This window comes from Marinovum sp. PR37 (assembly GCF_028807375.1).
Taxonomy (GTDB): domain Bacteria; phylum Pseudomonadota; class Alphaproteobacteria; order Rhodobacterales; family Rhodobacteraceae; genus Marinovum; species Marinovum algicola.
This window is the reverse complement of the sequence record NZ_JARAML010000018.1, coordinates 67945-79980: the sequence shown is the minus strand read 5'-3', so window position 1 is coordinate 79980 and position 12036 is coordinate 67945. Positions and strand designations below refer to the sequence as shown.

The 12036-nt window shown below is 66.8% G+C and carries 10 protein-coding genes; 1 reads left to right on the top strand and 9 read right to left on the bottom strand.

Annotation, left to right across the window (positions count from 1 at the left end; genetic code table 11):
• Positions 1 to 2: 2 nt before the first annotated feature.
• From PVW49_RS15390 to PVW49_RS15380, 3 genes are all read right to left on the bottom strand, one after another.
• Positions 3 to 419 carry a DUF1810 domain-containing protein gene (locus PVW49_RS15390; RefSeq protein ID WP_274590959.1) on the bottom strand — a complete coding sequence of 139 codons (417 nt, stop codon included), beginning with the start codon at positions 417 to 419 and terminating at the stop codon, positions 3 to 5.
• Positions 416 to 1171 carry a class II aldolase and adducin N-terminal domain-containing protein gene (locus PVW49_RS15385; protein ID WP_274590958.1) on the bottom strand — a complete coding sequence of 252 codons (756 nt, stop codon included), beginning with the start codon at positions 1169 to 1171 and terminating at the stop codon, positions 416 to 418. Before PVW49_RS15385 ends, PVW49_RS15390 begins: the two co-directional genes overlap by 4 nt.
• Positions 1172 to 1313: 142 nt before the next feature.
• Complete coding sequence (locus tag PVW49_RS15380) at positions 1314 to 3476, bottom strand: esterase-like activity of phytase family protein (protein ID WP_274590957.1); 2163 nt, start codon at positions 3474 to 3476, stop codon at positions 1314 to 1316.
• 147 nt (positions 3477 to 3623) lie between these two features.
• Here PVW49_RS15380 and PVW49_RS15375 point away from each other — a divergent pair, with 147 nt between their 5' ends.
• A complete protein-coding gene (locus tag PVW49_RS15375; protein ID WP_048533321.1) occupies positions 3624 to 4541 on the top strand; it encodes a DMT family transporter in 918 nt (305 codons plus the stop codon).
• A gap of 474 nt (positions 4542 to 5015) precedes the next feature.
• Here PVW49_RS15375 and PVW49_RS15370 read toward each other — a convergent pair whose 3' ends face one another.
• From PVW49_RS15370 to PVW49_RS15345, 6 genes are all read right to left on the bottom strand, one after another.
• Positions 5016 to 6224: an aminopeptidase P family protein gene (locus PVW49_RS15370; RefSeq protein ID WP_274590956.1), complete on the bottom strand. Its 1209-nt coding sequence runs from the start codon at positions 6222 to 6224 to the stop codon at positions 5016 to 5018.
• A 137-nt stretch (positions 6225 to 6361) separates the two neighbouring features.
• The gene (locus PVW49_RS15365) at positions 6362 to 7276 is read right to left on the bottom strand and encodes a cation diffusion facilitator family transporter (RefSeq protein ID WP_074836044.1); all 915 of its coding nucleotides are present in this window, start codon (positions 7274 to 7276) and stop codon (positions 6362 to 6364) included.
• Between the two features lie 138 nt (positions 7277 to 7414).
• Positions 7415 to 7705, bottom strand: a complete 291-nt coding sequence (locus PVW49_RS15360) for an HU family DNA-binding protein (RefSeq protein ID WP_048533324.1) — start codon at positions 7703 to 7705, stop codon at positions 7415 to 7417.
• A gap of 131 nt (positions 7706 to 7836) precedes the next feature.
• Positions 7837 to 9321, bottom strand: coding sequence for an AMP nucleosidase (locus PVW49_RS15355; RefSeq protein ID WP_048533325.1), 1485 nt, complete (start codon positions 9319 to 9321; stop codon positions 7837 to 7839).
• Positions 9322 to 9500: 179 nt separating this feature from the next.
• A complete protein-coding gene (locus tag PVW49_RS15350) occupies positions 9501 to 10919 on the bottom strand; it encodes a pyridoxal phosphate-dependent decarboxylase family protein (protein WP_170850524.1) in 1419 nt (472 codons plus the stop codon).
• 218 nt (positions 10920 to 11137) lie between these two features.
• On the bottom strand, positions 11138 to 12007 hold the full coding sequence (locus tag PVW49_RS15345; protein WP_274590955.1) for an OmpA family protein: 870 nt from the start codon (positions 12005 to 12007) through the stop codon (positions 11138 to 11140).
• Positions 12008 to 12036: the final 29 nt, after the last annotated feature.

Sequence of the window (12036 nt, the reverse complement as noted above, 5' to 3'; positions counted from 1 at the left end):
GGCTAGGCCGCGCCGATCTCTGCCAGCGTCAGGGGGCAGCGGTCGCCGCCGTAAAAGTTATCGATCAGCCGGGCATGCACGTCACTGCCATGGTCCGCACGTTCGAACAGCGTGGCGCAGGAGCGCAGCTTGAGGGCGTCGATCCCGCCCAGGATCTCTTCTGCCGCGCGCCCGCGATGGGCCAGCACCGCGGCGCCCGCCTCGCGCAGCCGCGGGCCAAGCACGGCATGCGCCGCATAAGCCCGCGCCTCGGCCAGATCGGCGAGACCGTAACGCTGCGCCTTGGCCGAACGGCCGAGCGAGGCCAGTTGCGGAAAGATGAACCACATCCAGTGGCTCCGCTTGCGCCCGGCCTGCAACTCGCCCAGCGCCTGCTCCCAGATGCCATCCTGCGCGGCGATGAAGCGCGACAGGCTCATGCCGCGTAATCCGAACCCTCGCTATCGAGGATCGCCTTCAGCTCGGCGAAATGCCGAATGTCCTGCTCGGGATAAGTCTCGACCTCGCGCGCCACCTTGTCCGCCACCGCGTCGGAGAGCACCCGCAGCTCCCGGCCGGTCTGCAAGGCGCGGATATAGGTCTCGGCGGCCCGCTCGAAGTAATACAGCCGGTTGAAGGTATCGGCGACGGTCGCGCCGATCACCAGCACACCATGGTTGCCCATGATCATCACCTTCTGCTTCGGATCGGTAAAGAGCCGGGCGCAGCGCTCCCCCTCGTCCTCGAAGGCCAGCCCGCCATACCCTTCGTCGATCACGTAGCGGCCAAAGAAGGTGGCGCAGTTCTGGTCGATCGGCGGCAGCCGGCTGTCGGCCAGGCTGGCCAGGACGGTGGCAAAGATCGAATGCACATGCATGACGCAGCGCGCCTGCGGACAGTGCCGGTGCAGCCCGCCATGCAACCCCCAGGCGGTCGGATCCGGCGCATCCGGCCCTTCCTGCGCCGTAGGGTCGTCCAGATCGACCTCGATCATGTCGCTGGCCCGGATGCGGGCGAAATGCATCTGGTTCGGGTTCATCAGGAACCGCGTGCCCTGGTCATCGACCGCGAGGCTGAAGTGATTGGCCACGGCCTCATGCATGTTGAGCCGGGCGGTCCAGCGAAAGGCGGCGGCCAGATCGACGCGCTCCTGCCAATGCTGCATGTTGGGGCGAATTTCGGTGACGGACATCTCGGGCCTCCTTCTGTCTGGCGCCACAGTGCCAGCCTTCGACCGCCGCGCCAAGCCCGGCCGGAGATCGGGAGCCCAGCCCCCAAATGCAAACGGGAGAGCCTGGGCTCTCCCGCTGCCGGTGTCGCGCGTCAGCCGCGACCTACATCGCGCCGCCGATCGAAAAGAACATGGTCTCTCCGGAATGATCGTCGACCCCGTCGTTGTCGGTCGAGACGAAGATCTCGCCGTCTTCGGTGATCGCCAGGCCCTCGACCTTGTCGAGCACATAGCCGCCTGTCGATTTCAGATCGGGGATCAGGTCGTGGACCTCCTGTTTGGCCACCACGGGCAGCGGGCCGCCCAGCGGCGCCGGCTGCATCTCGGACAGGGCGATGCGATAGATCTTCTTGGTCACCGCGCGGTCGTCGTGCTGGTTGTCGCGTTCCACCACATAGACATGATCACCGAAAGCGGTGATTTCCGACAGCCCGACCCAGCCAGTCTCGGGCGCGGCCTTCTCATAGAGCACGGCGCCCCAATCCCCGGTCTCGGTATTGTAGGCCACCAGTTTCACGTGATTCTCGGGGTCGTCCTTCCATTCGCGTTGCACCGCCATCCACAGGGTGTCGCCGACACGGGTCACACCTTCGAAGCCGAAGCGCCGCTCCACCGCCATCAGCTCTGCCGGCAGGCCGATTTCCCGGTCGATCTCGCCCTTGGCGGTCACGTGATAAAGCGCATGCGGGATGAGCCGGTCGCTGCGCCCTTCGGAAGCCAGCCAGAAGCCGCCTTCTCCGTCCAGCGTGATGCCTTCGAGGTCGAGTTTCTGCGCCACGCGCCCGGCACGGGTGACCTGCATCGCGGCGGTGATCCGCGCCGGGGTCTGGCCGGCGTCGATGGTGTAGATCGTCGGCTGGTAGCCATAGAAGCTGTCGTTGACCGCATGGATCGTCTTGCCGTCGCCGGCGACCATGCCGGAGATCGCGCCCCAGCCGGTCAGCGTCGCCATGCCTTCGGAAGTGAGATGCGGATATTGCGCCGCGCCCTCCTGGTATTCGAAGAGCATGACATGCGCGCGGGCGCCGCCATCTTCGATCAGGTCGGATTCATTGGCCGAGACCAGCAGGTTGCGCTCGGGAATGACGACGTATCCTTCCGGGCCGACCCCCGAGGGCAGCAGCTGTTTCAGCACCGGAGCGGCCGGGTCGGTCACGTCATAGACGCCGACCACCGAGGCACGCTCGGCACCGACAAAGACAAAAGGCGTCTCGCCAAATCGGCCGAAGGTCACGGATTCCGGCTCCACGCCTTTGCTGTCGGAGCGCTTGTCGGGGTAATGGCCGATCTGGATGATCGCCTGTTCGAAGCTGGTGCCGCTTTCATGAACGACGGTGCCATCCTTGTGAAAGATCGTCCAGCCGCGCGCGCCGCCCTGATAATCGCCTTCGTTGGCGGTGGCAAAGTGGTCCTCGTCGATCCAGGCCACCGCGTCGGGCTCGCGCTTGCGGGCCTTCTGGCTTTCGCTAAAGATCAGCGCGCCGCGTTCGTCGGTGGCGTCGATGCCGTCGAGATCCACCGTGCCGGCCGAGAAATGCGACAGGATTTCACCCTCTTTCGACACCACGACCATGTGGTTGTTTTCCTGAAGGGTCACCACGATCTCGCCCTTGGCATTGATCGAGACATATTCCGGCTCGGGGTCCTCGCCGGCAACTTCGGCCAGGCCGGTCAGATCGACAAACCGCATCGAGCCGCAATCGAGGCGCCCCTCGGTGACATTGACCAGGGCCAGCGTGCCGGCGGGCATCTGCGGGAGCCTGCCGCCATCAAGGTCTTCGTCGCGCTCGTTCTCGATGGCGACCGCAACAAACGAGCCGTCCTGCGCCTTGGCGAGGCTGTCGGGCTGACCGCCGAGATCGCAGGTGGCGATCTCGGTGCCGCTGGCGGTGTCGATCGCCGCGATCCGGCCCGACGGGGCGGTGTAGCTCTCCGAGGTGTTCACGCCGACAAAGGCGGTGGTGCCGATCACCGCCACCGAAGTCGGTTCGCCGCCGACCGCGATATTGCCCTTGGGCTGCGGATTGGCAGGTTCGGTGATGTCGATCAGGCCGATCACCTCGAGCGGGCTGTCGGTATAGACCAGCGTCATGCCGTCGGCGGTGACGTCGATGATCTCCGGCGAGCTTTCGCGGCCGGTGTCTTCCCCCGCAGCCATGTTGGCGATGACCGGAAAGGATGCAACGCGGTTGAAATTCATCTCGGCCATGGCCGACCCGGCGCTCAGCGCGAGGACGGAAGTCAGACAGATGCTGCGAAAGCCCATGAAACGTCTCCTGGTAGGACAATGTCGCAGATCTCCTGCGCCGGCGATGTAACGCTGGAATGACGGAGCAAAGACGCCTTGGTGACAAAACTCCGCCCGGAGGCCGTGGCCATTGACCTTCGACGAAGACGAGGGCTAACTGCCGCCATGTTCATCAGTCGCGGTATCGCGCTCAAAATTTCCGCTCTTGCCGTGTTCACGATCATGGCCGTTCTCATCAAGGCAACCTCGGACGCGGTGCCGCCCGGCGAAGCCGTCTTCTTTCGCTCGGCCTTTTCCATCCCGGTGATCCTGATCTGGCTGGTCGCGCGCGGCGAGCTGCGCACCGGATTGCGCACCGCCAATGTCATGGGCCATGTCTGGCGCGGGGTGATCGGCGTGTCGTCGATGGGGCTGGGCTTTGCCGCGCTGGGCCTGTTGCCGCTGCCCGAGGTGACCGCCATCGGCTTTGCCGCGCCGCTGATGACGGTGATCCTTGCGGCGCTTCTGCTGGGCGAAAAGGTGCGGCTGTTCCGGTTGAGCGCGGTGGCGATCGGGCTGATCGGGGTGATGATCATCCTCTGGCCGCGGCTGAGCCTTGACGGCACCGCCGACAGGCTGGCCACCATCGGCGCCATCGTGGCGCTGATCTCGGCCGGGCTGCGGGCGTTGGCCCAGGTGCATATCCGCCGGCTGGTGCAATCCGAGGATGCGGCGGCGGTGGTGTTCTACTTCATGCTCACCGCCACCGGCTTTTCGCTTTTCACCCTGCCCTTCGGCTGGACCGTGCCGAATGCCACCGAGACAGCGATGCTGGTCGCCGCCGGGGTGATCGGCGGGATCGGGCAGATCCTGGTGACCTCGGCCTATCGCTTTGCGCCGGCCTCGGTGCTGGCGCCCTTCGATTACAGCCAGATGCTGTTCGCGGTGGCGGCGGGCTATCTGCTGTTCGCCGAGATCCCGACCGCGGCGACGATCTGGGGCTCGCTGGTGGTGATCGCCGCCGGGGTTCTGATCATCTGGCGCGAACGCCAGCTGGGCCTCGAGCGCGGCAAGGCACGTTCGAAAATGGGCCATATGGGCTGATTGCCGGCACGTTCGGGGTGCGGGTCCTGAAAGGTGCATGTCGCCCTTTGACCCGACATTCGAACCGTCCCGGGCCTGACCCGGGACCTTACGGCCAGCGGAGAGGCCCCGGCGCGGGGGCCGGGGCGCGGGGCGGCTGATGTGAACCTGTGACCCCTTGGCCCGACACCCGAACCGTCCTCGTCCCGGGCCCGACCCGGGACCTCGCGGCCAACGGAGAGCCCCCGGCGCGGGGGCCGGGGCGTGGAGCGGCGGATGTGAACATGTGACCCCTTGGCCCGACACCCGAACCGTCCCCGCCCCGGGCCCGACCCGGGACCTCGCGGCCAACGGAGAGGCCCCGGCGCGGTGGCCGGGGCGTGGAGCGGCTGATGTGAACCTGTCGTCCATTGGTCCGCCATTCGAACCGTCCCCGTCCCGGGACCTCGCGGCCAACGGGGAGGCCCCGGCGCGGGGGCCGGGGCGCGGGGCGACCTAACCCACCACGTTGAATTCCGGCCCATAGGGGTAGCCGGTGATGTTCTCGTTCCCGTCCTCGGTGATCACCAGGATGTCATGCTCTCGGTAGCCCCCGGCCCCGGGCTGGCCTTCGGCAATCGTCAGCATCGGCTCCATCGAGATCACCATCCCCGGCTCCAGCACCGTGTCGATATCCTCGCGCAGCTCCAGCCCCGCCTCGCGGCCGTAGTAATGGCTCAGCACGCCGAAGGAATGACCGTAGCCGAAGGTCCGGTATTGCAGCAGGTCGCGCTCCTCGAAATACCGGTTGATCGCCTCGGTCACCTCGGAACAGCGCGCCCCCGGCCGGAGCAGCGAGATCCCCAGCTCATGCGCGCCGACATTGGCCTGCCAGAGCGCCAGCGAAGCGGCATCGACCTCCTGCACGAACAGCGTCCGTTCCAGCGCGGTGTAATAACCCGAGATCATCGGAAAGGTGTTCAGCGACAGGATATCGCCGCGCTGCAAGGCCCGCGCGGTCACCGGGTTGTGCGCCCCGTCGGTGTTGAGCCCCGACTGGAACCAGACCCAGGTGTCGCGATATTCCGCCTCTGGAAAGCGCCGAGCGATCTCCAGTTCCATCGCATCGCGCCCGGCCATGGCGACCTCGATCTCACGCGCGCCGGGCCTGACCGCCTCGCGGATCGCATAGCCGCCGACATCGGCCACCGCCGCCCCGGCGCGGATCAGCGCGATCTCGGCCGGGCTTTTCATCATCCGCTGCCGCATCGTCGTGTCAAAGAGATCGACCATCTGCGCCGGCCGCAGGAAGCTCTCGAGCTTGCCCATCTGCAAGAGCGTCAGGTGGTCGCTCTCATAGCCCAGCGCACGCCCCGGACCGGTGACCGAAAGGATCGCCCGCCAGTAATTGTCGCGCTGCCAGTCGGTATAGGTGATGTTGTCGCCGTGACACCGGCGCCAGGGCTGGCCGGCGTCGATGCCGGCGCTGATCGTGACGCTGGTTTCCGGCGTGACCACCAGAGCGTAAGGCCGGCCAAAGGCGCAATAGGTGAACCCGCTGTAATAGCTGACATTGTGCATCGAGGTCAGCACCGCCGCCTCGCAGCCGAGATCGGCCATGCGGGCGCGCAGCCCCGCCAGCCGGGCCTCGTATTCCGCCTCGGAGAATTGCAGCGGGGCCTTCTGGCCGTTGTGAAACCGATAGAAATCAGGACGTGCCGTCATGGCGACCCTCCTCGTCAAGGAAAGCTCCCGGCGTTCAGGAATTTGGGGAAAGGCCCTGAGGGGCGACGCCATCGCCCGGCCCGCGGCCAGATTGGCGATCCGGCGTCAAAAGGCAAGCGTTTTGCGGCGCCGCGGCCTCAGCCGTGGCCGTAAAGACGGGCATCGCGGCCGCAGCGCGCCTCATGTTCGAATTCCAGGCTGGAATGGGTGATGTCGAAACGCGCCGCCAGCCGCGCCTTGATCTCGGACTTGATCGCCTCCAGCCGGCCCCAACCGGCTGCGGTCAGCACCACATGGCAATCGAGCGCCGCCGCATCCTCCTGCATCTGCCAGAGATGGACATGGTGCACATCCTCGACGCCGTCGGTGGCCTGAAGCGCCGCGATCACCTCGGCGGCGTCGATCTCGGGCGGGCTGCCCAGCATCAGGGTGCGGATCGGGCCGCCGATCTCGGTCAGGGCGAGGTAGAGGATATAAAGCGCGATGCCGATGGTGATCGCCGGATCGACCCAGCGCAGATCATAGAGCAGGATCAGCGTGCCGCCGACAATCACCGCCACCGAAGCCAGGGCATCGGACAGGTTGTGCAGGAACAGCGCGCGGATGTTGACGCTGTGTTTCTGCATGCTCCAGGTCAGCCCGGCGGTCAGCGCATCGACCAGCAGCGCCAGACCGCCCAGGATCACCACGGTCCAGCCCGCCACCGCCGGCGGATCGATCAGCCGCAGCCCGCCCTCGTAGATCAGGTAGGCCCCGACAAGGATCAGCGTGGTATAATTGATCAGCGCCGCCACCACCTCGATCCGGCCATAGCCAAAGGTCATCCGCGCATCGGCCGGCCGCCGGGCGATCTTGCGCGCGGCAAAGGCGATCACCAGCGCGGCCATGTCCGACAGGTTGTGCAATGCATCGGCGATCAGCGCGAGGCTGCCGGAAAGGAGCCCGCCGAGGATCTGCGCCAGGGTCAGCGCCGCATTGGCCCAGATCGCAATCGCCACCCGCCGGTCGCCGGAGCCGGGGTCGAGATGGGCATGGCCATGATCATGCGGCATGGGTGGCGTCCTTTCGCGGGGGTCGGGTTCCCAGAAACCTATGGCCACCGCTGGAAGGTCAAGACGAAAAATGGCCAGCGCGAGGGGCGCCGGCCATTCAAAATTCTCCGGTTGGCGCCCCGGGCGCCGAACGGCGGATCACTCGTCGTTGGCGCTGTCTTTCAGAGCCTTGGCGATGGTCACCTTGACGACCTTGTCCGCCTCTTTCTGGAATTGCTCACCGGTGGCGGGGTTGCGCACCATCCGCGCCGGACGCTCTTTCAGATAGAACTTGCCGACACCCGGCAGGGTCACCGCGCCGCCGCCGGCCACTTCGCGGGTGATGATGTTGCACACCGCGTCGAGCGCCGCGGTCGCGGCTTTCTTGTCGGAATCGAGTTCTTCTGCCAGAGCCGCAACGAGCTGGGTCTTGGTCAACGGTTTTGCCATTTTCTGGTCTCCTTCAGTCTGCCCAGCACTTGGGCCTCATCGGACGCATTAAACGTCATGTTGCGGGGGGACACAACGATTAGTGGCACGTCGGGCCTTAAAAATATGGGGTTTTGCCGGTTGACCCAACGTCACAGAAAGGCGGTTTCGTCGAAAGCCCGCAATTTCCGGCTGTGAATCCGCTCCAAAGGCATCTCACGCAGCCGTTCCATCGCCCGGATTCCGATGCGCAAATGCCGCGCGACCTGAGTCTGATAGAAGGCGCTGGCCATGCCCGGCAGCTTCAATTCGCCATGCAGCGGCTTGTCCGAGACACAGAGCAGCGTGCCGTACGGCACCCGGAAGCGAAAGCCGTTGGCGGCGATAGTCGCGCTCTCCATGTCGAGCGCCACGGCGCGCGACTGGCTGAGCCGCTGCACCGGTCCCTCCTGATCGCGCAACTCCCAGTTGCGGTTGTCGACGCTGGCCACGGTGCCGGTGCGCATGATCCGCTTGAGGTCGTAGCCCTTGAGCTGGGTCTCCTCGGCCACCGCCTCTTCGAGGGCGATCTGGATCTCGGCCAGCGCCGGGATCGGCACCCAGACCGGCAGATCGTCGTCCAGCACCCGGTCCTCGCGCAGATAGGCATGCGCCAGCACGAAATCGCCCAAGGCCTGGGTGTTCCTGAGGCCGGCACAATGGCCCACCATCAGCCAGGCATGCGGCCGCAGCACGGCAATGTGGTCGGTGGCGGTCTTGGCGTTCGACGGGCCAACGCCGATATTGACCAGGGTGATACCCGCATCACCCGGCCGCTTGAGGTGATAGGTCGGCATCTGCGGCTGTTTCAGCGTCGGCGGAATCTCCTGATCGGCGGCGGTGATCTCGACATTTCCGGTCGAGACAAAGCTGGTGTAGCCGCTGTCCGGATCGGCCAGCATGGCGCGGGCAAAGGCCTCGAACTCGCTGACATAGAACTGGTAGTTAGTGAACAGCACGTAATTCTGGAAATGCCCGGGGTCGGTGGCGGTGTAATGCGCCAGCCGGGCCAGCGAATAATCGATCCGCTGCGCGGTAAAGGGCGCCAGCGGCGCCGGATCGCCCGGCGCGGTGTCATAGGTGCCATTGACGATGTCGTCGTTGGTGGTGCTCAGATCGGGCACGTCAAAGACATCGCGCAGGATGAACTCGGCCGCGCCTTCCTGCGGCACGGTCACATCGGTCTGGGCGGCAACCGCAAAATGCACCGGGATCGGCGTGTCCGACACCGCGACACAGACCGGCACGCCGTGGTTTTCCATCAGCAGGTGGATCTGCTGCCGCAGATAGCGCCGGAACAGCCGCGGCTGCGTCACCGTGGTGGCATGGGTGCCGGGCGCCGAGACATGGCCAAAGCTCAGCCGGCTGTCGACATGGGCAAAGCTGGTGGTGGTGATGCGCACCTCGGGATAGAAGGCGCGATACCGCGTGGCCGGCTGCCCCTCGACCATCGCCCGGCGAAAGGCATCGGCCAGAAAGGCGGTGGCCTTCTCATAGAGCATACAGAGCTGGTCGACCGCCTTGTCGGCATCGGTAAAGAATGTCTCGCTGCCAAGCTCGGGGGTCTGCACCGCCCTGTTTCTGTCGCTGCCCGCCATGCCGATCCCCGTCCTTGCGCCTGTTGCCGCCGACATTGGCTTAGGCCGGGGGGGACTTCAACCATCAGCACGCAACAAGCCGTCGCAACCGGCCGCTCCCCGGCCTCTGCCGCAAGGCGCCCCCTGCTTCTTCTGTTGAATAAAACCGTAGGGGGTCCGGGAGGCAAAGCCGCCGGCCCTCAGCCGGCGTGCAGCCCGCGCCAGGCCGTGATGATCTCGTGCGCCGCCAGGTCGGCATGTTCGGCCTGGGTGGCATATCCCGAGACCGAGATGCGAATGATCTGCCGCCCGCGCCAGACGCCATGCGAGGGATAGACCCGCCCCCGCGCCTGGACCTCGCGCAGCACGGCCTCGGTCTGCCGGTCGCCCTCGGCCCCGGCACCGCAGCAAAGCGCCACCTGGTTGAACACCACGTCGTTGAGCACGGTCAGCCCCGGCTCGGCCGCCACCGTGCAGGCAATCCGCGCCGCCAGCTGGTGATGCCGCAGGATCAGCGCGCTGAGGCCGGAGCGGCCGAGATGGCGCAGAATGGCATAGCTCGGCACCCCGCGGGCGCGGCGCGACAGCTCCGGCGTGCTGTCGGACGGCTCCCAGTCGTCATTCCGGCTCGGCAGATAGGCGCCGCGCGCCGACATTGCCGCCACCAGCGCCGCCCGGTCGCGCACGAGCACCACGCCGGCGTCGAACGGCGCGCTCAGCCCCTTGTGCAGATCGACGGCCCAGCTGTCGGCCCGCGCCACCCCGGCGCAGAGATGCGCCAGCTCCGGCACCGCGGCCGCCCAGAGGCCGAAGGCGCCATCCACATGGACCCAGCCGCCCCGCGCATGGACCTGCGCGATCAGCGCCTCGAAGGGATCGAAGGCGCCGGTGTTGATCTGGCCGGCTTGCAGGATGACCAGCGGCGGCGCCTCGCATTGCGCCAGTTTCTCGGCAAAGTCCGCCGGGTCGATGCGGCCCTGATCGTCGGTCGCCACCCGCCGGGCTCGGCCGGCGCCAAGCCCGGAATAGCGCAGCGCCGCGCTTACCGCCGAATGCGCCTCCGCGCCGATCAGCACCGGGATCGCCGGCGCGCCGATCAGCCCGTCCTGTTCCACATCCCAGCCCTGTGCCGCCAGCAGCGCATGCCGCGCCGCCAGCACCCCCGAGAAATTCGCCGCGCTGGCGCCGGTGACAAGCCCCGCCCCGGTGCCTTGCGGCAGGCCGAAGAGATCGACCAGCCAGTCGCAGAGCGTGCGCTCCATGCCGGTGATCGCCGGGGTTTCGCTGGCCGAGCCGGCGTTCTGCCCCCAGGCCGACACCAGCGCATCCGCCGCCACGCCCACCGGGTGCGAGCCGCCCAGGACATAGCCGAAAAAGCCCGGCGCGGTCATTGCGTGTAACGCGCCGTCGGCGCCGGCGGTGATCCCGGAAATCACCTGCGGCGCAGGCTCTCCCGTTTCGCTCAGAGGCTGGCGAAACCGCGCCACCGCCTCGTCCAGCCCGACGCTGGGCCGCACCGGCTGATGCGGCAGGTTCGACCGATAGGACAGCGCCGCGGAATAGGCGGTAGCCAGGGCGGCGCGTTCTTCGACGGTCAAGCCCATGGAAAGCTCTGTCATTCTCATGTCCAACTGACGTCGTCCCTCGCGAATCACGGGGCCGCGCCCCTTGCAGTCAGGTCAAAACCTAGCGCGGGAAATTTGCGGTCCCGGATGATATGGCGCACACTTGCGACACTTTTCACGGGAAGCTTGGCAGATATATTCCCCTGAAAGCGCTTCGAATATCGCAAGTCGACTCGCCTTACCCGGGTAACGTCACGGCAGGTCGGCCGGCGTCATTCGGTCGAGACAAGCACCGCCTCGACCCTTCGGTTGGCCTCGCGGCCCTCGGCTGTCAGGTTGCTGGTCAGCGGCGCCAGATAGCCCATGCCGCCGGCCTCGAGCTGGTCGCGGTCGACGCCGTGCTCGCGCACCAGCCGGTCCAGCACCGACATCGCCCGCTGGCGCGACAGCGCGATGTTGTTGTCCAGCGAGCCCACCGCGTCGGTATGGCCGACCAGTGCGATCCGCCGGTTGGGAAAGGCCGCGAGATAGCGCGCAAGCGTGGTCAGGCTGTCGAAATCCCCCTCGCCCAGCGCCGAGGAACCGGTCTGAAACGACAGATCAGCGAGCACGACCCGGCCGAGGCTTTCGAGCTGCCTGGCAATCTGCCCGCTGTCGCCCGCCGGGGTCGGCGCCACCGGCCCCGGCGCGGCGCTGACCCCGCCTTCGGCCGCATCGCCGACCCGGATGATCTGGACAAAGCCCGCCGCGGCACTGCGCGAGACCAGTACCGAAACCGCGCCGCCATCGGGGTGACGCGCGGCGAGAAAGCGGAAATCGGTGAGATCGACATACATGCCCGGGCCGGGCAGCACCTCGGTGCCGAAACGGAAATCAAAGCCGCCACAGCGCCGGGTCTTGCAGTCGAACTGGATGTCATAGCCCGACGCGGCAATCTGTGTCCTCAGCGGCGCCAGCAGTTGCAGCGTGGTGCGGATGTCCCCCGGCACCCGGTAGGATTGCCGCAGCACCGCGCCCTCGATCACCTCGGCCGGAATCGCGCCCTCGGCAAAGGCTCCCGTCGGCAGCGCATAAGACCCCGGATCGCGCTTTTCCTCGTAGGTCAGCACCGCCCCGGCCGGCAGCCCAAGGTCTTGCGCCACGGCCGGCCCCGCCAGGCAACAGGCGATGA